General features: G+C 63.1%; 21 protein-coding genes. 8 read left to right on the forward strand and 13 right to left on the reverse strand.

Translation table 11 applies throughout. The features are described 5' to 3' along the window. The first annotated feature begins 49 nt into the window (after positions 1-49). The 3 genes from aroQ to BJD99_RS07160 all read left to right on the forward strand — a co-directional run bounded on the left by aroQ (position 50) and on the right by BJD99_RS07160 (position 1909). Positions 50-523, forward strand: coding sequence for a type II 3-dehydroquinate dehydratase (gene aroQ / locus BJD99_RS07150; protein ID WP_256895533.1), 474 nt, complete (start codon positions 50-52; stop codon positions 521-523). Positions 524-606: 83 nt separating this feature from the next. Continuing rightward, a complete protein-coding gene (locus BJD99_RS07155) occupies positions 607-1329 on the forward strand; it encodes a thioredoxin domain-containing protein (RefSeq protein WP_256895534.1) in 723 nt (240 codons plus the stop codon). A 10-nt stretch (positions 1330-1339) separates the two neighbouring features. Then, a complete protein-coding gene (locus tag BJD99_RS07160) occupies positions 1340-1909 on the forward strand; it encodes a vitamin K epoxide reductase family protein (RefSeq protein WP_084346112.1) in 570 nt (189 codons plus the stop codon). Here BJD99_RS07160 and BJD99_RS07165 read toward each other — a convergent pair. Then, positions 1906-2346, reverse strand: coding sequence for a RidA family protein (locus BJD99_RS07165; protein WP_256895535.1), 441 nt, complete (start codon positions 2344-2346; stop codon positions 1906-1908). The genes BJD99_RS07160 and BJD99_RS07165 overlap by 4 nt on opposite strands. A 192-nt stretch (positions 2347-2538) precedes the next feature. On the opposite strand from BJD99_RS07165, the gene BJD99_RS07170 reads away from it, so the two are divergent. Both BJD99_RS07170 and BJD99_RS07175 read left to right on the forward strand, forming a co-directional pair. Continuing rightward, positions 2539-3957, forward strand: a complete 1419-nt coding sequence (locus BJD99_RS07170) for an NlpC/P60 family protein (protein WP_084346113.1) — start codon at positions 2539-2541, stop codon at positions 3955-3957. Positions 3958-4016: 59 nt separating this feature from the next. Then, a complete protein-coding gene (locus BJD99_RS07175) occupies positions 4017-4796 on the forward strand; it encodes an acyl-[acyl-carrier-protein] thioesterase (RefSeq protein ID WP_084346114.1) in 780 nt (259 codons plus the stop codon). Here BJD99_RS07175 and BJD99_RS07180 read toward each other — a convergent pair. From BJD99_RS07180 to BJD99_RS07205, 6 genes are read right to left on the reverse strand one after another with little or no spacing between them, the layout of a single operon-like run. Continuing rightward, the gene (locus BJD99_RS07180) at positions 4715-6253 is read right to left on the reverse strand and encodes an AMP-binding protein (RefSeq protein ID WP_084346115.1); all 1539 of its coding nucleotides are present in this window, start codon (positions 6251-6253) and stop codon (positions 4715-4717) included. The two genes, BJD99_RS07175 and BJD99_RS07180, sit on opposite strands and share 82 nt — an antisense overlap. Positions 6254-6262: 9 nt before the next feature. Beyond that, positions 6263-6865, reverse strand: coding sequence for an energy-coupling factor transporter transmembrane protein EcfT (locus BJD99_RS07185; protein ID WP_084346116.1), 603 nt, complete (start codon positions 6863-6865; stop codon positions 6263-6265). After that, positions 6862-7542 carry an energy-coupling factor ABC transporter ATP-binding protein gene (locus BJD99_RS07190; RefSeq protein WP_084346117.1) on the reverse strand — a complete coding sequence of 227 codons (681 nt, stop codon included), beginning with the start codon at positions 7540-7542 and terminating at the stop codon, positions 6862-6864. The genes BJD99_RS07185 and BJD99_RS07190 overlap by 4 nt, the downstream gene beginning before the upstream one ends. Further along, positions 7539-8666, reverse strand: a complete 1128-nt coding sequence (locus tag BJD99_RS07195) for a thiolase family protein (RefSeq protein ID WP_084346118.1) — start codon at positions 8664-8666, stop codon at positions 7539-7541. The genes BJD99_RS07190 and BJD99_RS07195 overlap by 4 nt, the downstream gene beginning before the upstream one ends. Beyond that, positions 8663-9769: an AMP-binding protein gene (locus BJD99_RS07200; protein WP_179142226.1), complete on the reverse strand. Its 1107-nt coding sequence runs from the start codon at positions 9767-9769 to the stop codon at positions 8663-8665. Before BJD99_RS07200 ends, BJD99_RS07195 begins: the two co-directional genes overlap by 4 nt. Continuing rightward, a complete protein-coding gene (locus BJD99_RS07205) occupies positions 9766-10296 on the reverse strand; it encodes a biotin transporter BioY (RefSeq protein ID WP_088942907.1) in 531 nt (176 codons plus the stop codon). The genes BJD99_RS07200 and BJD99_RS07205 overlap by 4 nt, the downstream gene beginning before the upstream one ends. A gap of 214 nt (positions 10297-10510) precedes the next feature. On the opposite strand from BJD99_RS07205, the gene BJD99_RS07210 reads away from it, so the two are divergent. After that, entirely contained in the window at positions 10511-11020 is a 510-nt protein-coding gene (locus BJD99_RS07210; protein ID WP_084346372.1) for a histidine phosphatase family protein, read from the forward strand. Here the strand turns inward: BJD99_RS07210 and BJD99_RS07215 are convergent. Together BJD99_RS07215 and BJD99_RS07220 are read right to left on the reverse strand one after the other, a co-directional pair. Beyond that, positions 11017-11220, reverse strand: coding sequence for a hypothetical protein (locus BJD99_RS07215; RefSeq protein ID WP_084346120.1), 204 nt, complete (start codon positions 11218-11220; stop codon positions 11017-11019). The two genes, BJD99_RS07210 and BJD99_RS07215, sit on opposite strands and share 4 nt — an antisense overlap. A 55-nt stretch (positions 11221-11275) precedes the next feature. Then, a complete protein-coding gene (locus BJD99_RS07220; RefSeq protein WP_084346121.1) occupies positions 11276-12298 on the reverse strand; it encodes an MsnO8 family LLM class oxidoreductase in 1023 nt (340 codons plus the stop codon). Between the two features lie 110 nt (positions 12299-12408). Between BJD99_RS07220 and BJD99_RS07225 the strand changes: the two genes are divergently transcribed. Next, positions 12409-12786, forward strand: coding sequence for a VOC family protein (locus BJD99_RS07225; RefSeq protein ID WP_084346122.1), 378 nt, complete (start codon positions 12409-12411; stop codon positions 12784-12786). A gap of 5 nt (positions 12787-12791) precedes the next feature. Here the strand turns inward: BJD99_RS07225 and BJD99_RS07230 are convergent, their stop codons facing one another. Then, positions 12792-13736, reverse strand: coding sequence for an endonuclease/exonuclease/phosphatase family protein (locus BJD99_RS07230; protein ID WP_084346123.1), 945 nt, complete (start codon positions 13734-13736; stop codon positions 12792-12794). 164 nt (positions 13737-13900) lie between these two features. Here BJD99_RS07230 and BJD99_RS07235 point away from each other — a divergent pair, with 164 nt between their 5' ends. Continuing rightward, complete coding sequence (locus BJD99_RS07235) at positions 13901-15523, forward strand: GMC oxidoreductase (RefSeq protein ID WP_084346124.1); 1623 nt, start codon at positions 13901-13903, stop codon at positions 15521-15523. Between the two features lie 292 nt (positions 15524-15815). Here the strand turns inward: BJD99_RS07235 and BJD99_RS07240 are convergent, their stop codons facing one another. From BJD99_RS07240 to BJD99_RS07250, 3 genes are all read right to left on the reverse strand, one after another. Next, positions 15816-19772: a DNA-directed RNA polymerase subunit beta' gene (locus BJD99_RS07240; RefSeq protein WP_084346125.1), complete on the reverse strand. Its 3957-nt coding sequence runs from the start codon at positions 19770-19772 to the stop codon at positions 15816-15818. A gap of 110 nt (positions 19773-19882) precedes the next feature. Continuing rightward, positions 19883-23389: a DNA-directed RNA polymerase subunit beta gene (rpoB, locus tag BJD99_RS07245; RefSeq protein WP_084346126.1), complete on the reverse strand. Its 3507-nt coding sequence runs from the start codon at positions 23387-23389 to the stop codon at positions 19883-19885. A gap of 572 nt (positions 23390-23961) precedes the next feature. Further along, on the reverse strand, positions 23962-26523 hold the full coding sequence (locus BJD99_RS07250; RefSeq protein WP_084346127.1) for an aminotransferase class III-fold pyridoxal phosphate-dependent enzyme: 2562 nt from the start codon (positions 26521-26523) through the stop codon (positions 23962-23964). Positions 26524-26661: the final 138 nt, after the last annotated feature.

Below are 26661 nucleotides of genomic sequence, written 5' to 3' on the forward strand. Positions count from 1 at the left end.
GTGTGTCAACGACCTGTGAAATGATCGCCTTCGGTAGTACGCGCCCTGAATGAAAGTGAGCGATCACATGGTCGGCGACTCGAGCGCAGCCCAAGGACACATCCTCGTGCTCAACGGACCGAACCTGAACATGCTCGGCACTCGCCAACCCGAGGTGTACGGCCACGAAACCCTCGCCGACGTCGTCGCACTGTGTGAGAAGACCGCCGCAGCACACGGTCGAACCATCCGCGCCGAGCAGTCCAATCACGAGGGACAGCTCATCGACTGGATACACCAGGCACGCGGTACCGCGTCGGGAATCGTCATCAATCCCGGCGGTCTGACGCACACATCCGTGGCATTGCGCGACGCACTCGTCATCCCCGAAGTCCCCATCATCGAGGTGCACATCAGCAATGTGCACGCTCGCGAGGAATTCCGTCACCACTCGTTCGTATCTCCCATAGCCAGCGGCGTCATCGCCGGCCTCGGAGTGGCGGGCTACGGATTCGCCGTCGAACGAATCATCTCGCTGACCTGACAGTCCAGCGCTCAGCCTGACCTCAGGTTTACCCGCCTATGATTGTCCCGGACTTCATTGGTCGGGCGAGCAAGGGATCTGCAGTGAGCAACGAAAGCAAGAAGAAGGCACAGGCTGCCACAGCTGCCATGCAAGGAAAAGACAAGAAGCGACGCACGTTGATTCAGATCGGAATCGCCGTCGTACTCGTCGCCTTGATTGCCGTCATCGGATTTTCCATCGCATCGAAGAACTCCGATTCCGACGCACCGGCCGCAGCCCCCTCGTCGACTCAGGACAACGGGGCGATCCGAATCGGTGATCCGAATGCTGCCGTCGTCGTCAGCGTCGTCGAGGACTTTCAGTGCCCGGCGTGCAAGCAGTTCGAGTCGATCAGCGGAGACACTCTCGCCGAACTGGTCGCGGACAACACCATTGCCGTCGACTACCGGCCGATCGCGATCCTCGACCGCATGTCCTCGACCAATTACTCCACGCGCGCCGCGAACGCGAGCCTGTGCGTCGCCGAAGCCGACTCCTCCGCGTGGCCTGCCTGGCACAAGGCGATGTTCGATCAGCAGCCCACCGAGGGCGGAGCAGGCCTGAGCGACGACGAACTCGTAGCCATCGCCCGGCAGGCAGGCATCGAAAGCCCGGAGCTGTCGAGCTGCATCACCGACGGCACCTACACCGATTACGTGACGAGCCAGACGAAGGCCGCGCTCGACGAGGGCATCTCGAGCACACCGACCGTCTCCGTCAACGGGACCGTCGTGTCGAACCCGACTCCGGACGGTTTGCGCGCCGCGATCACCGCTGCACAGTGATGGCTGCGAAGTGAGAGCGAGTAGAGCCACCGCCTGGGTCCTCACGATCGGCGGCTTTCTCGGTCTCCTCGGGGCCCTGACCCTGACTATCGAGCGAATCAAATTGCTCGAAGACAGCGCATACGTGCCGTCCTGCAATCTCAATCCGGTACTGTCCTGCGGTTCGGTCATGACGACCGAGCAGGCCGCGTTGTTCGGGTTCCCCAACCCGATCATCGGGATCGTGGCCTTCACCGTGGTGCTGATGACGGGAATTCTGACGTTCGGCCGAATCGCACTGCCGCACTGGTATTGGCTCGGTCTCAGCACCGGCACGGCACTCGGTGTGGTGTTCGTGCATTGGCTGATCTACCAGAGCCTCTACGAGATCCATGCGCTGTGCCCGTACTGCATGGTCGTGTGGGCGGTGACGATACCGATCTTCATAGTCTCGCTGTCCCAACTGGTCGACCGCGAACACGCAGGCACCATCACCCGAGTTCTCCTCGAATGGCGCTGGACGATCTTGGCGATCTGGTACGCAATCGTCATCGCAGCGATCGGAATCGAGTTCTCCGACTACTGGTCGACGCTCGTCTAGAGCACCGCGATCGCATCGATCTCGATCAGCAACTCGTCCATCGCGAGCCTGCTGATTTCGACAACGGTCTGCGCAGGCCTGCTCTCGACGAACAGCTCGCCCAAAATGCCGGTGTACGTGTCCAAGTCACCGAGGTCGGTGAAGTACACGGTCAGTTTGACGACGTTGGCCAAGGTACCGCCGGCCGCGTCGAGAATGAGCCGAATGTTCTCGAACGCCAGCCGGATCTGAGCCGAGACATCTCCGATGCCCGCGAACCGACCATCTGCGGTGATCGATGTCTGGCCGGACAGATACAGCGTGCGGTCGGCGTTCTCCACGACTACGCACTGCGACAGTAGCTGCGCACCGGGGTCCCACACGGTCTCGGGCGACAGCACGTATTTGTCGATGATCTTTCGCTCCCCTGCTCGGAATTGTCGGTAGTGATTTCTCACCGCCAACCTACGCGGAACACCAGCTCGGGTCGGTGTGAAGTGTGCGTCAGGGGTGATTTTTTGTCGCCACCCACTAGAACGTGTTCTATTTCGCTCCGCGAATCGGTCCCAACGTGCATGATGTGTGAGTCACCTCACATGAATGGGTTGACATGGAACGTCGGGGAGAGCTCGAGCACCAGGAGTTGTTACATGGCAGGCGATCCAATCGCAGTCATCGTTGCCGTAATCGTGTCCGCTGCAGGAGCGGTGGCAGCGACAGACCTTCCCCCACAGGTCAAAGACGGCGCCCACAGCGTCGCGGCGGCCGCGGAGGACACCGGTCCAACGTTGCAGAAGCAACTCGATGACCTGCTCGGTACATTGCCCGCGCCGGCAGCCGATGTCGCGGGCACTGCCCTCGACAACGCAGCGACGGCCATCGAAGATGCAGCCGAACCGATGTTGCCCCCGAAGCCAGCAGAACCCGCCAAGCTGGAAACCGCTCCCGTTGCCGACGTTCCAGCGCCTGTTGCCGCCGCGATCTCGACGACAACCGATACGACCACTACGCCAAGCGCCTTTGCGCCCTCGGTGTTTCCCACCAACGCAGGATCGGTCCAATTCGGCGGATTGACGTACTCACTCGGGCAGATCACCAACCAAACTGCGTTCATGCCTGCCGCCGAAGCACTCAGGCGGGCGCTGTTCCCCGGTCTACCTGCGACTTTCACCGGGGTCTCGCTGTCACCGATAGGAGCGATCACCGCGTTCGTTCCGTGGCTGACCCGCGCAGGATCGATCTGTGGCGGAGTCAAAGCACCGACGATCGCCGCGTTGTACGCAGCTGAGAACGGATTCCGGCACGGACCGACCTCACCGGTATCGGTGTCCGGTGCCCGCGGACCCGGCCAGTTCATGCCCGCCACCTGGCGCACCTACGGCAAAGATGCCGACGGCGACGGCGTAGCCGACATCAACGGCATCGCCGATTCGGTCATGGCGTCGGGAAACCTGCTCTGCGACATCAACAGTCAAGTCGAGAAGTGGAAGTCGGCCGGATTGGTCAAGGGCGACAGTCTCGACCTGACCATCGCCGGCTACAACGCCGGCGCAGGCGCGGTCCTCAAGTCCGGCGGAATGCCGTCGGGAACACCCGATTACGAGAACCAGACGAAGCCGTACGTTGCCAAGATTCGCGCGACTGAAATGCAGTTCGCCGCGATCCTGACGCCGTTCGCCGGCATCGATATTGCCGGTATCGGCGGACGAGCAGTGCAACTCGCCATGGACTACCTCGGCCTGCCGTACGTGTGGGGCGGCGGCAACATCAACGGGCCGTCCGGTGGGGGGTTCGACTGCTCGGGCTTGACGTCGTACGCGGTGTACAAGGCCTCCGGTGGCGCGGTGACGCTCCCCCGAACCTCGGAGACCCAATGGGGTGTCGGCACCGAGATTCCGTTGCCGCTGGCTCAGCCCGGGGATCTACTGTTCGGGAACTGGCAATCCGGTGGGCCGGGGCACGTGGCCATCTACATCGGCAATGGTCAGATGGTCCACGCCCCCACCACCGGCGATGTCGTCCGCGTCGCTCCGGTCTTCGACGGGATGAAGGCTCGTCGAGTTCTCTGACCCGCACCGGGTAGGTTCGATTCGAGAAACGAACCCACCGGTAACAAGGAGCGACACACGTGGACAATGCCGGAACCGTAGAGCCAGCGGGCTTCGACGACGCCCTGGCACCACTACCTGCCGAAGGCGAAGGGTTCGAAACCGATTGGCCGGTACGTACCGGTGATGTCGCCCCAGCCGGCCGCTTGCGTTTCGACGGCATCGCGCGCTATCTGCAGGACATCGGGTCGGACAATCTTGCAGCGACACCCCTCGGCCTCACCGATCCATTCTGGATCGTTCGGCGTACGGTCATCGACGTCCATGAACCAGTACCGTTCCCCGACCACATCCATCTGCGGCGCTGGTGTTCATCGATGTCGACGCGTTGGTCCAACATGCGGGTCTCGATGTCGACCGGCAAAGGCGGCTCCATCGAAACCGAGGGTTTCTGGATCAGCATCAGCGCGAAGACCGGTATGCCGACACGGATCAGCGACGATGCCCTCGACATGCTTGCACGCACCACCGATCAACATCGACTCAAATGGAAGGCATGGCTCACCGAGCCGGTGCCGCACGAGTCGGACACCGATATCCAGTTTCCGTTGCGTGCCACCGATATCGACTCGTTCGATCACGTCAACAACGCGGCATACTGGCATGCCGTCGAGGAGTTCCTGGTCGACTACCCCGATCTCGTCGCCGGACGACACCGGGCCGTCATCGAGTACTTGTATCCGGTTCTCGGCAAAGAACAGGTCGACATTCGGCACCGTTACGAAAGTGGTTCGCTGACAGTCTGGTTCGTCGTCGACGGCGCAGTACGGACGGTCGCGAAAATTGCCCCGATCTCCTGACGATCGACCTTACCCCGCGGCGTCCGCGGCAACTGCTCGAGCGTCAGAATCTGCACCGGAATACTAGGGCTCGGTAGCTCTCGACGCAGGTGCCGCCAGATCTCGGCGGTGGACGGCGGGTTCGCACCTTCCACGATCACCACCGCTGGAACTTCCCCCATACGAACGTCCGGGACTCCGACGCACGCTGCCTCCACAATGCCAGGAATCGCGGTGAGCGCGGACTCGATGGGAGCCAACTCCACATTCAAACCCGCACGAATCAGAATGTCGGTGTCCCTGCCGAGTAACGTCAACTGCCTTCCCTCGAGACTCCCCATGTCCCCCAGATTCCCACCGCCCGCCGGATTTTCACCGCCCGCCAAGTTTTCACCGCTCGCCAAGTTTTCACCGCCCGACAGGTTTTCACCGCTCCCGAGTCTCCCTCGGTCCCCCACGGTCATCCACCCGTCGACGGGGCCGCCGGTCACACCATCCTCGGTCAGGTAGCCGTCGAACAGCATGTCGCTGCGCACGTGGACGATCGAATCCCTGATCTCCGAATCCCTGATCTCGATGTCGACGCCGTCGAACAATGTCCCCGGTCCCGGGTCGATACCGCGGTCGAAGGAGACGAAACTCAACTCCGACGCTCCGTAGAAGTGCACGAGCGAGGCATTCGGGAGTGCTTCCTGCAGCGCCGATCTGCCTGAGGACGGCCACCGCGCCGCGCTGGACAGCACTTCGCGCACACTCGGCACCGGGCCGATTCCGGACCGGACCACATCCCAGGCAATTGTCGGCACCGAATACAGGTGTGTCGCGCCGCTGGAAAGCGAACTGTCCACCGGTCGGACGTCGACGATCGCGCCGCGGGTGAGTCCGTGCAGCGCACCGTAGAGAAAGTGCGTGTGGTCGAGTACGCCCGGCGTCGCCACGCGGTCACCCGCGCGGATGTCGAAGGTCGAGTCGGAACGGTCGAGGGTACGGGCCCAGGATCGTTGATCGCGGACGAACAGTTTGGGTTCCCCCGTCGTGCCCGAGGTGATTCCGATGAGAAGTTCACTGTCTTCGTCGGCAGCGCCATGCGCCAGAACACCCTGGACCTGGATGCTGTCGACAGACGTCGGGGCCGCGGCGCCCATCCTCCGCAACCGCGCATGCTGATTCGGTGCTGCCAGAACGACATCGGGTCGCGTCAGAGACAGCACGCGCGCGAACTGCTCGGGCAGCAAGTGACGATGCAGAAGCACCACACCGATTCCCGACGACATCGCCGCTGTCACGGCTACGAGCGATCCGATGTCCGACGTCGGGAGCACAGCCACTCTTCGCATTCCCGACATGCCGGCCGCCGCGGCTGTGACCAGCTCACCGAACTCGCCGTACGTCACTGCGCCTCCACTGTCGACGACGGCAAGCGAGGAAGGTTTGTCGCGGATATACTGCGCGATCCGACCGGTCAGTAGTTCGCTCACTGGAGGACCTCAGTCATCGTCGACGCCCCGCGCGACGAGAGCATCGCCCATCGCGTCCGCGGTTCGCAGCGCACGGACGAGGACGGGCGTCACGAGCGCAGTCATGGACCATTGCAGGCCCCGCGCTTTCCGTGCCTCGGCGACCTCGTGCACGATCGTCGCGAGAATGGGAATGCACCTGATGGCCAGGGCGAGCATGAGGCCGATCCGGTCGGGGTCGACGCCGAATCTGCGTAGCGGCCCCAGAGCGCGGGTGACGGTGTCGAGCATGTCGGTCACGCGTGTGGTGAGCGTGACCAGCGCGGCCAATGCCACCGAGATCAGCAGAACGCCGCACACCACGACAGCACGAGCGGGAGAGGTGATGATCACCTGGAAGACGCCGATGATCAGCAGCATCCAGATGATCGGGCGCAGTTGGGCGAGAGCAACTTTCACAGGTATCCGAGCAAGAAGGAACAGTGCCGCGACCAGTGCAGCGACGATCCCGACCTGAATCGGTGTTCGGACCACGACGGTCGCGGTGACGATCGAGATGATGAGCAGGAGCAGCTTCACCCACGCAGGCAATCGGTGCAGGAACGACGTCCCCGGCCGATACAGGCCGATCATTCGACGAGTTCCCGATATGCCGGAACCGCATCCTTCGGGGCGCCGTCGAACGCGACGAGCCCGTCGTCGATGACGATGACGCGCTCGAAGCTGTCCAGCAGCGCCAAATGATGCGTCACGACGATCACTTGCTGATCCATCGAATCGAGTGCCTCGGCGACGACGCGGGCATTGCGCAGATCGAGGAGCGTCGTCGGCTCGTCGGCAATGACGACCTCGGGGCGCCGGATGAGGACGGCTCCGATCGCCAGGAGCTGTTTCTGCCCGCCGGACAACAGATGGGACGGATGCTCTGCGTGGCGGTCGAGACGGAATCGCACCAGGATCTCGTGCACACGTTCAGCGATCTCTGCCTTGCTCAGTCCCGAACGGCGCAGCGAGAACGCGAGATCCTCCGAAACAGTAGGCATGACGATCTGAGTATCGGGATCGGTGAAGACGAAGCCGACCTTCTTACGGACCTGCGCGCCCTTCTTGGATGCGTCCACACCGTCGACGGTCACCGTTCCCGACGTCGGCGCCAACAGGCCGTTGATCATCCGAGCCAGCGTCGACTTACCCGAGCCGTTGGAACCGATGATCCCCACACGCCGCTCACTGAACCGAAGGTCGATGCCGCGCAACACCTCACGATCACCGAACGCATGCTTGACACCCTCGAACACAACTTCACTCACCACGCACGCTCCACGATCATCGCAATCCCTTGTCCGCCGCCGATGGCGCACGCAGCCAGCCCCAACTCGGGGCCGCCGTCAGCCAGCATCTGAGATGCCATGCGCACCAACAGAATTGCGCCCGATGCCCCCCACGGATGACCCATCGCTATGGCGCCACCCTGCGGGCACAGTAGGTTCTCATCCAGCCCCAGTTCGTCCGACACCGCGAGTACCACCGACGCGAAAGCCTCGGTGATCTCCACGACTCCCACGTCGGACAGGGCGACGCCCGTTCGACGCAACACCTTCTCGATAGCGGGAACCGGCCCGAGGCCGGGCAACGCCGGATCCGAGCCGGCGACGGCCGCGCCCAGAACACGCAGCGCTGGAAGGCCTTTCGCACGCGATTCGGTGGTGACTGCGAGCGCCGCTGCGCCATCGGAGATCCCGCACGAGTTACCGGCCGTACCGGTACCCGACGGCGAGAAACTCGGGCGAAGCCGCGCCAGCCGTTCGGCGGTCATATTCGATCTGATGCGCTGATCTCGCTCGATCCCGGCGACCGGCACGATCTCGGAAGTGAAATCGGATTCGGCGGCAAGCCGATGTGACCGTGCGGCATACCCGTCCAGGCGAACACGGTCGATACCTCGAAGGCGAGCAAGATCGTCGGCAGCGACGCCCATGTCCGGGTCCTCGAAGCCGTCGGGTGCAAAGGGCGCACGGGTGTAGCGAACTGGTTCCGACCCCGCCTGCGGTGGCCAGAACCGCCACGGTGCGGTACTCGCCGATTCGACTCCGCCCGCAAGGATCACGCTCTCGTCACCGCTGCGCACCCGCATCGCGGCCTGCATCACCGCTTCGAGCCCCGAACCGCACTGCCGATCGACCGTCACCCCCGGCACCTCGACGCCGAGGCCGGCGCTCAGCGCTGCAATACGGGCCGGATCGCCACCAGGCCCGAGACAATTGCCGAGAACCACGTCGTCCACTGCGTCCTCGCACCCCGATTCACGCAACGACGCCAACACTGCCCGCAACACCGGAGCAGCGAGGTCGGTCGTCGTCAGATCGGCAAACCCGTGACCGGCTGTACCGATCGGGGTCCGCCACGGAGCGACGAGAACTGGAGCGGAGGTCATGAGATCGAGTCTGTCACCCGCGCACGGGCGATCTTGCCGCTACCGGTGCGAGGCAGAGCGGGGACGACGATCCAGCGCCTGGGCACGGCTTCACGAAACAAGCGTCCGCGGGCCTCGGCTTTGACGGAATCCACGTCCGCCCCGTCGTGAAGCTCCACAACGGCAGTCACCGTCGCACCGAGCACCGAATGCGGCGTTCCGACGACAGCCGAAGCTCGAACACCATCGATCGAATCCAGCACCAACTCGACGTCCTCCGCGATCACCGTAGTTCCGCCCACGTTGACCGCGGCATCACCGCGCCCGCGTACGACGAGCTGCCGATTCGGCCCGAGCTCGGCCAGGTCTCCGACACCGAACCACTCCGGAGCTCCGAGGACCCGATACGGCGACCGCACGAACAGAAGCCCGTCGCGAACCTCCGCTTCGAGGCCAGCGAGCAAAGTCAACGGTTCAGGCACCCGACGCGCAGCGACCAAGGACAGCTCCGCCGCCCCGTAGTACTCGACGAGGTCGATACCGTGCGCGCGTTCCTGCGCTCCCGCATCCAGAGCCGTACCGGCCACGACGGCGAGGCGAAGCGCCGGTGCTCGATCGAGGAGATCGCGAAGGACCGCTGGGACGGCATGAGCCACCGTCGCACTCCCGCTGTCGTCTGTGACACAGGCACCGATCCACAGAGCATGAACGGCCGCGAACAAGTGCATCGTGGCGTGCAACGGACCGGTGACCAACACTCGATCAGCAGCGGTGATGCCGGCAATCGAGGTGAACTCGGCGAAGCTGTCGGTCCACGACGCAGCAGTACGAGCCAGCGCGCGCGGCCTGCCGGTCGAACCCGAAGTCGCAACGAGCAGGAACGCGTCGGGATCCACGTTCCCGTGGACCGGCCTGGCGTCCGGATTCTCCACTCGCACCGTTGCTCCCTGACTCGCTGCGGCGAACACGCAGATCAGGGCATCGGGAAGGTCCAACTCCGACGCGTCGTGCATCCGAGACTCGGGCCATTTTTCGACGGCGGCGTCGAGCTGTTGGTAGGTGAGGGCTCGCCCGTTCCAGTCGATCGCGAGCGAAGACCCGCGCCCGCCCAGAAGCAGACTCACGAACGAATCAAACCGGGATACGCTCGGTGCACACTTTTGGCGACCACGGCGCCGATGACGACCTTGACCAGGTCACCAGGGATGAATGCGAAGTTGGTGGAGATCGCGCCCCACACGCCGATGTCGGTGCGCAGCAACAGGCCGATCGTGCCGAAAATGTAGATGATCACGATCGCGCCGAGGGCGTTGATCGCGAGACCGAGTGCTATCGGATATTTCGGGAGGATGCGGGCCGTCAGCAGGCCGATGACGAACGCCGCCGGGATCCACCCGATGAGATATCCGGCGCTGGGGCCCGCGAGTGCTGTAAGACCGGTGCGACCACCGGACAGCAGAGGCAGACCGATGAGAGTCAGCGCGATGAACACCACGACGGCCGCCGTGCCCTTGCGGGCACCGAGGATCGCACCGGCGAGGATGACGCCGAGGGTTTGGAGCGTGATGGGAACGCCACTGAAACCCACCGTGATTGCGCCGGGGAGTCCCAGGGCGGCCAGCAGCGCGGCGAAGACGGCGATCTGCGCCATGTCCCGTGCCGAGATCCTTACCTTGGAACCGGACACTGCTTCGGAACTGGACGCTGCCGAGCTCTGTGCACCTTCGAGACCTGCCATGACGACTCCTTGTGAGCGCAAACTTGAACGGCGTTCAAGGTAGCAGGTGCGCACCCTGTGGTCTGCATCGCGACCTCCGCTGCGCAAGCATATGGATGTGGTGGCCCCGGCCCGATACGGTGGATCGATGGCCGAACTGCGCACCCTCGTACTCATGCGACATGGTAAATCCGGCTACCCGGAAGGGACGCCGGATCACGATCGCCCCCTCGCAGATCGTGGTCGGCGCGAGGCAACACTCGCAGGCCGCTGGATAGCCGAGAACGTCGGCAACATCGACGCCGTCATTTGCTCCACTGCCACCCGCACCCGAGAAACCTTGATCGCGACGGGCATCGATGCGCCGGTGAGATTCGAACAACGGATCTACGGCGGCTCCCCCGAAGAAATTTTCGAGGAAATCGCGCTGACCGAAGCTGCCGTTTCGACCCTGCTCATCGTTGGACACGCACCCGGAATACCCTGGACGGCACTGGAACTGGCGTCGAAAAACGAGTCCTCGGCAATCGATGCCATCAACGTGAAGTTTCCGACATCAGCTATCGCCGTGCTGACCACTGCAGCGCCGTGGGCCGATCTCGGGCCGGGCATGGCCTCGCTCACGCAGTTCCATGTGCCCCGAGAAACGACGGACTAGCTGCGCAACTTGGCGACGACCAGGCCGACGACGCCGATCGCGAGAAGTAGAACCACTGCGGTTCCGAACCCGGCGAGCCACCACACGAGCCCGAAAACGACCAAGGCAGGCGCCGCAGCGATCACCGCGATCAGCGGGTTCTCACGCACTGTCTCGAGCGCGGATTGTGCATGAACTCTGTCCAGCTTCTTGCCTGCCATGACGACCTCTCCGGTGACTGATTCGTCTCGTTCTTCACTGTACTGCGCAACACCTTCACTCGGCGATGGCTCGAGTCGACAGCGAAGGAGCAAACAGCTTCCATAATTCGGCGTCGGCGACTGCCAGCGCAGTTCGGTCGTAGGTCGAAGTCGACGCCAAAATCTCGTCGGCGTCGGTGCGCTCGATCAACTCCTCGAGCCGAATGGCAACCTCGTGGGCCGTGCCGTGCACCGATGAATCGATCGAACGTTCCACTCGCTCCCTCGTTCGAGTGGGCACGGCGTCGAGATCGATTTCTCGGATCGGAACGAGCGGTGGAAACTCTCCGGTGTTCCTCGATTGAGCCATTGCCCAGGCCTCGGGCAGCATCAACTCGCGAGCACGGGCTGCCGAGTCCGCGATCATGATGTCGAGCGAGACGATGACGCGGGGGGTCGGGAAGAGCTCGGTGGCACGGAACTGACGTCGATAGGCAGCGATCTCGGCACCGTCACCCCAGAGAATCGGACCGCCGACCACCACGGGCAACCCAGCTTTCGCTGCTATCGCCAACCCCTTCCCTGTCGCCAGGACGTACATCGGCGGGGCAGGCACCGCCGGCCTGACCGTCACCGGGCCCGTCCCGTCGAGAAATCTCGACAGTTCGGCCAGATCGTCGGCGAATGTATCCGCTTCCTCGCGACCGGTTCGGAGCGCGCGGCGGACAGGCTCGGTGAAGCCGAGCGAGCGCCCGAGACCCACGTCCACACGCCCCGGGTAGAGAGCGGCGAGCAGTGCGAACTGCTCGGCGACGACGAACGGCTGATGGTTCGGCAACATGACGCCGCCGGAACCGAGCCGGATCCGCGAGGTGTGCGCGCCGATTGCCGCAAGCAACACCGACGGGGCACCACTGGCAATACCGGGAACGCCATGATGCTCTGCCACCCAGAACCGGTGGTAGCCAAGCTGTTCGGCGTGGACAGCACGCTCGATCGACCCGGTCGGAGCGGAAGCGTCGTCGAAGCCTGTCCTCGTGCGGGAGCGATCGAGTATGGACAGAAGCACACCAGCGTCAACAGCCGATCGGTCGTGCATATTTCTCTGGCCAGCAGTGTTCACCGAACGAAAACTCGACTCGCGGACCGAAACTGTCCGCAATACTTGGCAGGCTTGCTGTCACCACAACGAAAGGGAGCGAACGAAACATGGACATCAAACTCGAACTCGTCATGATCCCGGTGAGCGACGTCGACCGAGCCAAGGACTTCTACGTCAAGATCGGATTCAACGCAGACCACGACGAGCGGCCAACGGACGAAATCCGCTTCGTACAATTGACCCCACCCGGATCCGCCTGCTCCATCGCCATCGGTGAAGGCATCACCACTGCCGCACCGGGGAGCGTCGAGGGCATGCAGGTCGTCGTCGCCAGCGCCGAACAAGCGCGCGAGCACCTCATCGCGGCAGGCCTCGACGTCGACCCCGTCGTCGACCTGGGATGGGGCAAGTTCGTGTTCTTCGCCGATCCCGACGGAAACAAATGGGCAGTCCAAGAACTCCCGGACTACGCCCACAAAGACTGACGGCCTCAGGGCGCGCGTAGCAGCAAGTCCGCGCGGATGCCGCGGTGATCGGAGCCGGGAAGTTCGACGACTCCCACATCGATCACCGCGGCGTCGCTGACAAGAATGTGGTCGATCGCTATCAACGGCGGATACCACGCGTCCGCAGAATACGTAGCCAAGTGACCAGCGCCGACCTCCATCGCCGCGTCGCGGTAACGATTGCTCAGCAAGTCTCGGTACCGCTTGTGGTCGAACGTCGCATTGAAATCCCCCGACACCACCACTGGGCCGTCGTCGAGCGGGATCTTGTCCATCAACTGCCCGAGCGCGGCAAGTTCGCGCACCCACTCCGACGGGTTCCGTGGCCACGGCGGCACCGGGTGCACCGCAAACACCAGCGGCCACGGACCGTCAGGAACCTGCACACGTGCCGAAAGTAATTCGGTGATGTAGCCATCGTGCCGAGTCTCGTCACTGATGGGATATCGCGAATAGATGCCTGTCCCGTTTCCACCCGACGCCGCGCTGACGAACGTGTACGGAAGGCGCTCGAGAATCCCCGCCGCAACGAGCCCCTCGTGCGCCGAAGGAGTCAACTCGACAACGGTCAGCACATCGGGCGAGTGAGCATCGACCGCAGCCACCACAGCACCCGCATCAGCCTCACCGAGCAGAATGTTGGCACTGAGCACACCGAACCGTGTGCCCTGAGTGTTGGGCTTGCGAAACCGCGACCGAACCAGAGGGAACTGAGTCGAGAGAGCAACCACGACAACCAACGACCCGAACGCGACGCCCCACCACCCGACACCCACACCGAGAAGCACAGCACCCGGAACGGCCGCCACCATGAGAAGACGAGCAAGCGCGGCCGCAACGAGCATGAACTGACCCGTCGAATCGACAATATGCGCGGCGATGCCCAGCAACGCGACCGCAACGAATACGGCCCCCAGAACGATGATCATTCGCGCCAGTCTTTCAGCCACACCTGTGGAGGAGCTGGCAACACCTGCTCACCCAGGGCTGCGTCTGGTAAATCTCACGTAATCCGAAAGACCAGTCGCTTTTAAGCCCCGTAATGAGGAACAATGGCCGACGAGCCGCGATCGACTTCAGGGGACAAATACACGTGAAACGCAGGCAACTCCTTCAACTGGCAGCAGCAGGGCTCGTTGGGCTTACCGCACCTCCACTTCTTTCCGGAACCCGAGCACACGCGATCCCGATCGGCCTCGGCTCGATCCGGTCACTCGTCCCAGAAATCTTCGCCGACCCGCCACGACCGCCGGAGCACTCGTCGGTCATCGTCATCGGTTCCGGCTTCGGAGCCAGCGCGGCCGCGCTACGCCTCGCGCAGGCCGGTAGTCAGGTCACCGTCCTCGAACGCGGTCTGCGCTGGCCGAGGGACCCATGGCGCGAGATCTTCACCGCCGACATGACCGCCGACGGCCGTGGCCTGTGGCAACAAGACTCGTTCACCAACATCACCGGCCTACCCGTCGGGCCCGTGGACAGGTTCGGCGGCGTACTCGACACCACCCGATTCGAGAACCTTTCCGTCTGGCGCGGCGCAGCTGTCGGCGGAGGATCCATCGTCTACACCGGCGTCACGATCGCACCGGAACGCCGATTCTTCGACCTCTCCTTCGGCGGCAGGCTCAGCTACGACGACATGGCCGGAACCTGGTACCCCAAGGCCCGATCAATGCTGATGCCGTCGCAGATGCCCGACGACATCTACAACAGCGCAAATTTCGCGCACTCTCGAACCTGGGACGACCACGCCCGACGCGCCGGCTACCAACCCGAACGAGTCGACGGCAACTGGAACTGGAACGTTCTGCGCGATGAGATGACCGGACGGTCCCGCCCGTCCGCAACCGTCGGAGCAAGCACCTTCGGAAACTCGAACGGCGCCAAGCACGACCTGACCCAGAACTACATCCCGCAGGCCGAGAACACCGGACGGGCAACCGTCTGCCACAGCCACGAAGTCGCCTCGATCGGCACTGAATCCGGCGGCCGCTACCGCGTCGAGGTACGACGCCTCGACGCGGTAGGCAATGTTCTCGAAACTCGCACGCTCACCTGCGACAAACTCGTTCTCGGAGCCGGATCCATCGGCACCACAGAGCTTCTCGTGCGTGCGCAGGCCACCGGCACCTTGGGCAATCTGAACGAGTTCGTCGGTCGTGGTTGGGGCACCAACGGCGACGCCTCGATGACGCGATCGCTCGGACCTGCTGCAGGCGTACCGCAGGGCGCACCGTGCGCATCCCGAATCGTCGACGATTCCGGACTCCCCCTCACCGTCGAGAACTGGTATGTCCCAGGCGTACCCACGGACCTCGGCTTCATCGGCTCGCTCGGCATGACGATCGACCCACTCCGGGCAGACTTCCATTACAACGCCGCCACCGACTCGATGACGCTGAACTGGCCCAAAGGCGGCAGCCGTGACACCGTCGAAGCACTACGCGCAGTGCAGAACAAGATGGCTCAGGCCGGCGGCACCGTAGTCTCCGCGGAGCCGTTCACCCGCGACGTCGACGACACCTTCACCGCCCACCCGCTCGGTGGTGCGGTCCTCGGCGACGTCACCGACTCGTACGGACGCGTCAAAGGGCACGACGGACTCTACGTCGTCGACGGCGCCCTGATCCCCGGTAGTACCGGCGCAGCCAACCCCTCTCTCACCATCACCGCGCTCGCCGAACGCAACATCGCGAAAGTGATTGCCGACGGGCGGTAGGTGCGAGTCCCAGCGCCACCCGTCAGCAGAGTTCGCGAACCGAATTCGTCAACTCACGGAACAGCCCCGCACCCAGGAAAATGGGTGCGGGGCTTGGTTGTTCTATCGCACGAAAAAAGCCCCGCCTCCCGACCGAAGTCGGAGTGCGGGACTTGGTTGTTTTGTCGCACGAAGAAAGCCCCGCCTCCCGACCGAAGTCGGAGTGCGGGGCTTGGTTGTTTTATCGCACGAAAAAAGCCCCGCCTCCCGACCGAAGTCGGAGTGCGGGGCTTTCGTCTTCTAGCAGAAACGCCTAGCGGTACTCGTTGGAGAAGCCGTAGTCGTCGAGCGGCACTGCTGCGCCGGTGTTGGCTCCGAAGCCATCCGGGCTGTAGTACTGATCGTCGTACGACGGCACCGCGTATGCCGCGGCACGCGCCTCTTCGGTCGGCTGCACCTGGATGTTCCGGTACCGGTTGATGCCGGTACCAGCCGGGATGAGCTTTCCGATGATGACGTTCTCCTTCAGACCTATGAGCTTGTCGCTACGGCAGTTGATAGCCGCATCGGTGAGCACACGAGTGGTCTCCTGGAAGGACGCTGCAGACAGCCACGAATCGGTTGCCAGCGAGGCCTTGGTGATACCCATCAGGACCGGACGTCCGGCTGCGGGCTCGCCACCTTCGGACACGACGCGACGGTTCGACGCCTCGAATTCGCTGCGCTCGGTAAGAGAACCGGGCAGGAATTCGGTGGAGCCGGAGTCGATGATCGTGACACGACGGAGCATCTGGCGCACGATCGTCTCGATGTGCTTGTCGTGAATCGACACACCCTGCGACCGGTACACCTCCTGGACCTCGTTCACCAGGTGGATCTGAACCTGACGAGGACCCATCACGCGCAGAACCTCGTGCGGATCGGCAGCACCTTCCATGAGCTGCTGGCCGACCTCGACGTGGTCACCGTCCGACAGAAGTCGCTCGGTGCCGTCGTCGTGCTTGAAAGCACGCAGACGCTGACGCTTGGAGAGCTTGTCGTAGACAACCTCCTCACCGCCGTCGTCCGGGACGATGGTGATCTTGTAGAAACGATCGCCGTCCTCGAGCTGGATACGACCCGACACGTCCGCGATCGGAGCCTTGCCCTTCGGCACACGTGCCTCGAACAGCTCCTGCACGCGAGGCAGACCACCGGTGATGTCATCTCCGGCGACACCACCCTGGTGGAAGGTACGCATGGTCAGCTGAGTACCGGGCTCACCGATCGACTGTGCGGCGACGATACCGACGGCCTCACCGATGTCGACCAACTTGCCCGTGGCCATCGAACGGCCGTAGCAAGTGGCGCAGACGCCGGTACCGGTGGTGCAGGTCAGGACCGAGCGAACCTTGACCGACGTGACGCCCGCTTCGAGCAACGCGTCGATGGCCGGATCGCCGAGGTCATGTCCACGAGCGACGATGACCGTGCCGTTCGCGTCGACAGCATCGCTCGCCAATGTACGGGCGTACGTGCTGGTCTCGACGTGAGCGTCGCGGATCATCGTGCCATCGGCGAGCTTCTCGGCGATGGTCGTGTTGATGCCGCGCTCGGTGCCACAGTCGGTTTCCCGAACGATGACATCCTGCGAAACGTCGACGAGACGACGGGTCAGGTAACCCGAGTCGGCGGTACGAAGTGCCGTATCCGCCAGACCCTTACGAGCACCGTGCGTGTTGATGAAGTACTCGAGAACCGTCAGGCCTTCCTTGAAGGAAGACTTGATCGGACGCGGGATGAACTCACCCTTCGGGTTGGTCACCAGGCCCTTCATGCCGGCGAGCGACCGCACCTGAGTCATGTTTCCGGCTGCGCCGGACTTCACGATCATCGGGATGGGGTTGTCGTCGGGGAAGTGCGCCTCCATGGCCTTACCGACCTGCTCGGTCGCGTCCTGCCAGATCTTGACCAGTGCAGAGTTGCGCTCGACCTTGTCGAGTGCGCCACGCTGGTACTTCTTCTCGATCTGATCGGCCTGAGCCTCGAAGGTCTCCATGATCGCCGGCTTCTCCGGCGGCACGAGGACGTCGGAGATGGAGATCGTGACACCCGAACGCGTGGCCCAGTAGAAGCCTGCGTCCTTCAGCTTGTCGACGGTCTGCGCAACAACGATCATCGGGTAACGCTCGGCGAGATCGTTGATGATCGTCGCCTGACGCTTCTTCGGCATCTGCTCGTTGACGAACGGGTAGTCCGCCGGCAGCAGCTCGTTGAAGAGAACGCGTCCCAATGTCGTTTCCGCGATCCAAGACTCGCCACGACGCCAACCGTCGGGGAAACGCTCGGTCTCGATGTCGCGCGGCGGACGCTGCAGCGTCAACCGAACCTTGATCTGCGACTGCACGGTGAGCGAACCGCGGTCGACGGCCATCTGGGCCTCGGCCGGGCTGGAGTACGCACCGAACTCGGCATGGTCCGTCTTGGCGTCGGCACGTTCACCGATGGCACCGTCGTCGAGACGAGTCAGGTGGAACAGACCCGTGACCATGTCCAGACGCGGCATGGCGAGCGGACGACCCGACGCAGGCGAGAGGATGTTGTTCGAGGACAGCATCAAGATGCGTGCCTCGGCCTGAGCCTCTGCCGACAGCGGCAGGTGGACAGCCATCTGGTCACCGTCGAAGTCGGCGTTGAACGCCTCACACACGAGCGGATGCAGCTGGATTGCCTTGCCCTCGACGAGCTGTGGCTCGAACGCCTGGATGCCCAACCGGTGCAGGGTAGGTGCACGGTTCAGCAGCACTGGATGCTCGGCGATGACCTCTTCGAGGACATCCCACACCTGCGGACGCTGACGCTCGACCATGCGCTTGGCCGACTTGATGTTCTGCGCGTGGTTCAGATCCACCAGGCGCTTCATCACGAACGGCTTGAACAGCTCGAGTGCCATCAGCTTCGGCAGACCACACTGGTGCAGCTTGAGCTGAGGACCGACGACGATCACGGAACGACCCGAGTAGTCGACGCGCTTACCGAGGAGGTTCTGGCGGAAGCGACCCTGCTTGCCCTTGAGCAAGTCGGACAGCGACTTGAGCGGACGGTTACCCGGTCCGGTGACCGGACGTCCACGACGGCCGTTGTCGAACAGTGCGTCGACCGACTCCTGCAGCATCCGCTTCTCGTTGTTGACGATGATCTCGGGAGCACCGAGATCGATCAGTCGCTTGAGGCGGTTGTTGCGGTTGATGACACGGCGGTACAGGTCGTTGAGGTCGGACGTCGCGAAACGTCCACCGTCGAGCTGAACCATCGGGCGAAGCTCCGGTGGGATGACCGGAACAGCGTCGAGAACCATGCCCATCGGCGAGTTGCGGTTGTTCTGGAAGGCCGCGACGACCTTCAGACGCTTGAGCGCGCGAAGCTTCTTCTGGCCCTTGCCGCTACGAATGGTCTCGCGCAACGACTCTGCCTCGGCGTCGATGTCGAAGGTCTGCATGAGCTTCTGGATCGACTCGGCACCCATGGCACCGGTGAAGTACTCGCCGTACCGGTCGATGAGCTCGCGGTAGATGAGCTCGTCGACGATGAGCTGCTTCGGGGTCAGTTTTGTGAACGTAGTCCAGATCTCTTCCAGACGATCCAGCTCGCGCTGCGAACGGTCGCGCAGCTGACGCATTTCGCGCTCGCCGCCGTCCTTCACCTTGCGACGTACGTCCGACTTGGCACCCTCTGCTTCGAGCTCGGCGATGTCGGCTTCGAGCTTCTGCGCACGAGCTTCGAGGTCGGCGTCACGCTGATCGGCGACCGACTTCTTCTCGACCTCCATCTCGGCCTCGAGGGTCGACAGCTCGTTGTGACGGAGCTCGTCGTCGACCGTCGTGATGACGTAGGCAGCGAAGTAGATGATCTTTTCGAGATCCTTCGGAGCCAGGTCGAGCAGGTAACCGAGACGTGACGGCACACCCTTGAAGTACCAGATGTGCGTGACGGGAGCGGCGAGTTCGATGTGCCCCATGCGCTCACGACGCACCTTGGCGCGAGTGACCTCGACGCCACAACGCTCACAGATGATGCCCTTGAACCGGACACGCTTGTACTTACCGCAGTAGCACTCCCAGTCCCGAGTGGGGCCGAAGATCTTCTCGCAGAAGAGGCCGTCCTTCTCGGGCTTGAGCGTGCGGTAGTTGATAGTCTCCGGCTTTTTGACCTCACCGTAGGACCACTGACGGATGTCGTCCGCAGTGGCGAGGCCAATGCGAAGTTCATCGAAGAAGTTGACGTCGAGCACGTAACTTCCTTTCCCCGTTATGGGTGTTGTACCAAACTGCCATTGAGAACAGTCATATGAGAAAGAGCGCCCTCGGGCCTGCGATAACCGCAGGCCCGAGGACCGTAGAACTACTGAGCGAGGTCGTCGACCGTTGCAGCTTCGTTGCGGGAGAGGTTGATTCCCAGGTTGGCCGCGGCACGCTCGAGGTCCTCGTCGTCACCGTCGGCCATCGTGATGGCAGCGCCGTCCGAGGACAGCACCTCCACGTTGAGGCACAGTGACTGGAGCTCTTTGAGGAGCACCTTGAAGGACTCGGGGATACCGGGCTCGGGAATGTTCTCGCCCTTGACGATCGCTTCGTACACCTTCACGCGGCCGACAACGTCGTCCGACTTGATGGTGAGAAGTTCCTGCAGCGTGTACGCAGCGCCGTAGGCCTGCATGGCCCAGCACTCCATCTCACCGAAGCGCTGTCCACCGAACTGCGCTTTACCACCGAGGGGCTGCTGAGTGATCATCGAGTACGGCCCGGTCGAACGAGCGTGGATCTTGTCGTCGACCAAGTGGTGCAGCTTGATGATGTACATGTAGCCCACGGACACCGGGTACGGGAACGGCTCGCCGGAACGGCCGTCGAACAAGGTGGCCTTTCCGTCCGGACCGACCATCTGCTCGCCGTCGCGGTTGGGAATCGTGCTGGCCAGCAGGCCGGTCAGCTGATTCTCCTTGGCGCCGTCGAACACCGGGGTGGCGATATTGCTGTCCGCAGGTGCCGAGAGCATCTCCTCCGGAAGACGCTCGGCCCAATCGGGCCGGGTGCCGTCCGTGGCCACTTGAACATTCCAGCCGGTCTTGCCGATCCACCCGAGGTGGGTCTCCAAGATCTGACCGATGTTCATACGACGCGGAACACCGTGGGTGTTGAGAATGATGTCGATCGGGGTGCCGTCGGACAGGAACGGCATGTCCTCCTGCGGGAGGATCTTGCCGATGACGCCCTTGTTACCGTGCCGGCCTGCGAGCTTGTCGCCGTCCTGAATCTTGCGCTTCTGGGCGACGTACACGCGGACCAACTCGTTGACGCCGGGAGGCAGATCGTCGTCGTCGTCGCGTGAGAACACGCGAATGCCGATGACCTTTCCGTTCTCGCCGTGCGGAACCTTGAGGGAAGTATCGCGAACCTCGCGAGCCTTCTCACCGAAGATGGCACGCAGGAGACGCTCTTCCGGGGTCAGCTCGGTCTCGCCCTTCGGCGTGACCTTTCCGACCAGCACGTCGCCGTCACGAACCTCGGCACCGATACGGATGATGCCGCGCTCGTCGAGGTCGGCGAGGACCTCGTCGGACACGTTCGGAATGTCACGAGTGATCTCCTCGGCACCGAGCTTGGTGTCGCGAGCATCGATCTCGTGCTCCTCGATGTGAATCGAGGTGAGAACGTCCTCTTCCACGAGACGCTGCGAAAGAATGATCGCGTCCTCGTAGTTGTGGCCTTCCCACGGCATGATCGCCACGAGCAGGTTCTTGCCGAGCGCCATTTCACCGTCTTCGGTGCATGGGCCGTCGGCGAGGACCTGACCGGACTCGACGCGCTGACCCTCGTCCACGATCGGACGCTGGTTGGCACACGTGCCCTGGTTGGAACGCGCAAACTTGCGCATCCGGTAGGTCTTGCGGCTACCGTCGTCGGCCATGACCGTGACGTAGTCGGCGGAGACCTCTTCGACCACACCGGTCATTTCGCTGATCACGACGTCACCTGCATCGACTGCGGCGCGCAGTTCCATGCCGGTACCGACGATCGGCGATTCGCTGCGTACCAGCGGAACGGCCTGACGCTGCATGTTCGCACCCATCAGGGCACGGTTGGCATCGTCGTGCTCGAGGAACGGAATCATCGCGGTTGCGACCGAGACCATCTGGCGCGGTGAAACGTCCATGTAGTCGATGTCCGCGGACGACACGAACTCGACCTCGCCACCCTTACGGCGAACAAGAATCTTGTCCTCGACGAAATGGTCGCTGTCGTCCAGAGGCGCGTTGGCCTGTGCGAGCGTGTGGCGATCCTCTTCATCGGCCGTCAGGTAATCGACATCGTCGGTGACCTGACCGTCGACGACCTTGCGGTACGGAGTCTCGATGAAGCCGAACGGGTTGACCCGTGCGTAAACCGACAGCGAGCCGATCAGGCCGATATTCGGGCCTTCAGGGGTCTCGATGGGGCACATACGGCCGTAGTGCGACGGGTGAACGTCACGAACCTCGAGGCCGGCGCGCTCACGGGAGAGACCACCCGGTCCGAGGGCCGACAGGCGACGCTTGTGCGTCAGACCCGACAGCGGGTTGTTCTGGTCCATGAACTGCGACAGCTGGGAGGTTCCGAAGAACTCCTTGATCGCGGCGACGACGGGACGGATGTTGATCAGGGTCTGCGGCGTGATGGCCTCGACATCCTGAGTCGTCATACGTTCGCGAACGACGCGCTCCATGCGGGAAAGCCCCACGCGGATCTGGTTCTGAATCAGCTCACCGACGGTACGGAGACGACGATTGCCGAAGTGGTCGATATCGTCGACCTCGACGGGAACCTCGACACCATCCGGTGCCGTCATCGAGGTGTCACCTGCGTGCAAACGCACGAGGTACTCGATGGTGGCGACGATGTCTTCTTCAGTGAGCGTCGAAGCGACGATCGGCTGACCTGCATTGAGGCCGAGCTTCTTGTTGATCTTGTAACGACCCACGCGGGCGAGGTCGTAGCGCTTGTCCTTGAAGAACAAGTTCTCCAGGAGCGTCTGCGCGCTCTCCTTCGTGGGCGGCTCGCCTGGACGCAACTTGCGGTAGATATCGAGAAGCGCCTCGTCGGTACCGGCTGTGTTGTCCTTCTCCAGCGTGGCCATGAGGATCTCGGAGAAGCCGAAGCGCTCCGTGATCTGCTCCGTGGACCAGCCGAGAGCCTTCAGCAGCACCGTGACGGGCTGGCGACGCTTACGGTCGATACGAACACCGACGGTGTCGCGCTTGTCGACGTCGAACTCCAACCAGGCACCGCGACCAGGAATGACCTTGACGCTGTGCAGGTCCTTCTCCGTCGTCTTGTCGACCGAATGATCGAAGTAGACGCCTGGAGAGCGGACGAGCTGGGAGACGACGACACGCTCGGTGCCGTTGATGATGAACGTGCCCTTGCCGGTCATCATGGGGAAATCACCCATGAAGACCGTCTGGCTCTTGATCTCACCGGTGTTGTTGTTGATGAACTCGGCCGTCACGAACAATGGCGCCGCGTACGTCATGTCCTTGTCTTTGCACTCGTCCATCGAGGCCTTGACCTCGTCGAACCGTGGATCAGAGAAGGAAAGGGACATAGAGCCCGAGAAGTCCTCGATCGGGGACAGCTCGGTCAGGATGTCCTCGAGACCGCCGGAGACACCACTGTCTCCGCGCGCGGCGGCACGGTCGCGCCAACTCTGCGCACCTACCAGCCATTCGAAAGAGTCCGTCTGTACATCTAGGAGACCGGGTACCTCCAACGGTTCGCGAATATTCGCGAACGAAACCCTCCTCGGGGCTCCCGGTGTTCCGACAACTGCCTTGGTCTGGCTAGAGACTGCCAAGATGCGTCCTTCCAGCACCTCACGCGGGCCGCTCGTGCAGTGCGACCGCCGCTGTATCTGCTTGCTAATGTGGGGCGAATTCGCTGGTCACAACCCGAACGAATCCCCATCACAACACCGACGAAGTAATCACTTCGCAGCACAGCAATCGAGAGGTGGACAGGAGGCACCCAGCGCAACGTCCAAAGGTACCCCATACGTGCGCACAGCGCAACAGGGGCATCAAAAGTAGCACCCGGGATTCGATACTGCGAGGCCCTGAGAACGGCGAGTCGCAGACCGTGCGTTCGATCGAACACTCCGATCGTTCACCGCGGGGGTGCTTACGACGACAAGACTGGACCCTGCACGCCCGCGCGTCAAGAGGGCTGGGCGGCAAGTCCGCGTTCCATGCGCATTCCATGCGCTTTCCATGCGCTTTTCACTCCGGATCGGCCGAACCGAGGCGCACCCACCCCACCATCGCTTCGATGTGCCATTCATACGGTCAGATGACTTGGGTGCGCCATTCATGCGATTGGGCGCGACGTGCCGGGCGGGCAGTAGCCACTCGACCACGCCCACCCGTCACCACCGCTACCGGCGAGTTCCTACTTCGTCTCGCGCCAGCGGGTCGCCTCTGCCAGCTCGAAACCGTAGCGGTCGGCCAGCTCTCCGAGCCGTTCGACATTCGCACTGTCCAGAGCGGTACCGAGACTGCGGAGGTCGAATTCCCGAGACAGCGACAACAACATCGTCTCGGCCATGCATGCGTAGGTCAGGCCAGGTGCGAGGCCGAAAGTAAGTCCGAAGTCCGAACCCTCGGGCAAACGCACGATCCCACCGTCGAACACGGTCACGTCAGGGCGGACGAGGCCGACGTCGTAAGGAATGTTCGGCGGCTGAGCGACGTCACACACAATCGCATTCGGAGCCAGGTCGGCTGCGTCGATCAACGCGTGTGGAGCCGATGTCGCTGCGATCACGATATGGGCGCGCGCAACGCCCGCCGCCGGGTCGTCGAAGAATTCCAGATGCCCTGATCCGATCAAGTCGTCGACCGAGCCGCCTGCTTGCTCTGCCGCAATTGCCAGCGCACCTCTCCCCCCACGCGCGGCAGCTGCGATTTCGATTGCCGCATCCCATAGCTTCGGGGCAATCTGTCCTCGTTCACCGGGACGGCCTACCAAAGTGACGGTGCCGACGTCCGGCGCCAGTACACGCGCAATCGTCCGACCGATTGCACCCGCGGCACCGAGGATGGTCACGCGCAGATCGGCAAGGTCGAGCCCACGCTCAGAGCAGACACGTCGAACCGCGCGGATACTGGCTGCGGCAGTGAACGAGTTACCCGTCGTCACGACGCCCGACATCTCACCGAGCGCCAGACCGTTGGCGGTGACCACCGAGGAGTACCCGCCCAGACCCACGACTTCTGCACCCGCGTCGAATGCCAACTGCACTGCCGCCGACACCGACGCCACCGCTACCTCGGCAGGCAGCTCGAGCAGTGCCGCCGAGGTGTACGGCAATCCGATCAGATAACCGTGTGCTGCAACCCCTGACGTCGGAACAATCCGGCCACTGCCGATGACGAACGGGGACGGATTCAATTCCGATGTCGCCGAGGCGAATCGATTCAACAGTTCCGCTCGCTCCGCATGTGTGAATTCGACGAGAGTCGGGTCGAACGCGCCGAACACCTCCAAGTTCAGGGGGTGCGCGATGAAACCGAATCGGTGGTCGCTCTCCTGTGCCGGTAGGTGCGGGATCCGCCGGGCCCCGGTCGGATATACCGTCGGCTCCGCTTTGGCCGGCCGTCCGACGAGGTGGCCGATCAGGCCGCCCAGATCACCCTCTGCCACGAAGGAGAGGGCACGATCCAACGCTGCCACGAACTGACGGCATTCGGAGTCGGAGACGGTCAGCGGCGGCTCGACGCGAAGCACCCGCGCCCCGAACAGTGTCGGCGCCAGGCGTATTCCTTCGACCCGGGACAGATAGGAGGAGATCATCACCGCAAGATTCTGCTGATGCGCGATGGAACCGAGGAGTGACTGCACGCCCACGAAATTGATGTCTTCCGTAAGCTCGACGCCGAGGAGAAGTCCACGTCCACGAACGTCGGTGACGACTGATGGATACTTCCGTGCGATCCTCTCCAGCTCACTCTTCAACACCTCACCGCAACCGCGGACTCTCCGGACCAGCGCCTGGCTATCGGCAATCAGTTCATCCACTACTGCCACTCCGACGCGAGCGGTCAATGCATTTCCAGCGAACGTCGAAGTGTGTCGGAGAGAGAAGCTTTCGCCGACCAACTCCGGCTTGCACAGCACTGCGCCACTGGGAAGAACACCACCGCCCAGAGCCTTGGCAAGCGTCAGGATGTCCGGGACTACCGATTCGTGTTCACAGGCGAACAGCCGTCCGGTTCGCCCCAGTCCGGTCTGCACTTCGTCGAGTGCCATGAGAACTCCATGCGCAGAGCATATTTCACGAACGCGGCGCAGGTATCCCTCCGGTGGCGTGATCACCCCGCCCTCCCCCTGAATGGGCTCGACCACGAATACCGCGTACTGATCTGGATTGTCGGTGAGCGCTGCGTCCAGCGCGTCGCTGTCACCGAAGGCAATGGAGGCAAACCCGGGGGCCGGAGCCCCGAAGCCCGCCTGATACTTGGCATTTCCGGTGGCCGACAGCGCGCCCAGCGTTTTTCCGTGAAAACTGTTGTGTGTGCTGAGAACTCCCAGCCGCCCTGTCGCTGATCGTGCGATTTTGATGGCGACCTCCACTGCCTCGGCGCCACTGTTGACAAACGTGACACGCCCCAGTCCTGCAGGCGCGACAGAGACCAAACTCGACGCAAGATCCCCGGCCGCAGAGAGCACAGCCGGTTGCACGAAGACGGCCTCACCACTGTTGCGTACGGCGTCCATCGCCTGCCACACAGCTCGAGGATTGTGCCCGAAAGGCAAGGCCCCATATGCGCCTGCGAAATCGAGATAGCTTCGACCTTCGGCGTCGAACAAGACTGTGCCCTCGCCCCGGACATACTCCGTGTCCAGGTCGACGGCGCTCAACAGCCGCATCAGCTCGGGGTTCACCCGCTCCGAAAATCCAACCCTCCCGGAGGACTGCGTTGAAACTCGTGCACTTGTCGTGTCGGTCATGACTGCTCCGTGATCTCGCGAAACCCGCCCCTGGCCGCCCGCGCACCCCGCGGCGACCTCGAGCAACCAGAGCTCGCCCCACTGCAGGACGCAGTCGCGATGTTAACCGCAGATTGCACCGACCTTCTGCGTGTATCC

The sequence above is a fragment of the Rhodococcus sp. 1163 genome (assembly GCF_002091985.1).
GTDB lineage: Bacteria > Actinomycetota > Actinomycetes > Mycobacteriales > Mycobacteriaceae > Rhodococcoides.

Excerpts from the sequence above, each read along its gene's own strand:
- BJD99_RS07210 (WP_084346372.1), top strand. The coding sequence starts at position 10,511 with ATGGCCGAACTGCGCACCCTCGTACTCATGCGACATGGTAAATCCGGC.
- BJD99_RS07220 (WP_084346121.1), bottom strand. The coding sequence starts at position 12,298 with ATGCACGACCGATCGGCTGTTGACGCTGGTGTGCTTCTGTCCATACTC.
- BJD99_RS07185 (WP_084346116.1), bottom strand. The coding sequence starts at position 6,865 with ATGATCGGCCTGTATCGGCCGGGGACGTCGTTCCTGCACCGATTGCCT.
- BJD99_RS07250 (WP_084346127.1), bottom strand. The coding sequence starts at position 26,523 with ATGACCGACACGACAAGTGCACGAGTTTCAACGCAGTCCTCCGGGAGG.
- BJD99_RS07170 (WP_084346113.1), top strand. The coding sequence starts at position 2,539 with ATGGCAGGCGATCCAATCGCAGTCATCGTTGCCGTAATCGTGTCCGCT.
- BJD99_RS07195 (WP_084346118.1), bottom strand. The coding sequence starts at position 8,666 with ATGACCTCCGCTCCAGTTCTCGTCGCTCCGTGGCGGACCCCGATCGGT.
- BJD99_RS07225 (WP_084346122.1), top strand. The coding sequence starts at position 12,409 with ATGGACATCAAACTCGAACTCGTCATGATCCCGGTGAGCGACGTCGAC.
- aroQ (WP_256895533.1), top strand. The coding sequence starts at position 50 with ATGAAAGTGAGCGATCACATGGTCGGCGACTCGAGCGCAGCCCAAGGA.
- BJD99_RS07205 (WP_088942907.1), bottom strand. The coding sequence starts at position 10,296 with ATGGCGCAGATCGCCGTCTTCGCCGCGCTGCTGGCCGCCCTGGGACTC.
- BJD99_RS07230 (WP_084346123.1), bottom strand. The coding sequence starts at position 13,736 with ATGATCATCGTTCTGGGGGCCGTATTCGTTGCGGTCGCGTTGCTGGGC.
- BJD99_RS07215 (WP_084346120.1), bottom strand. The coding sequence starts at position 11,220 with ATGGCAGGCAAGAAGCTGGACAGAGTTCATGCACAATCCGCGCTCGAG.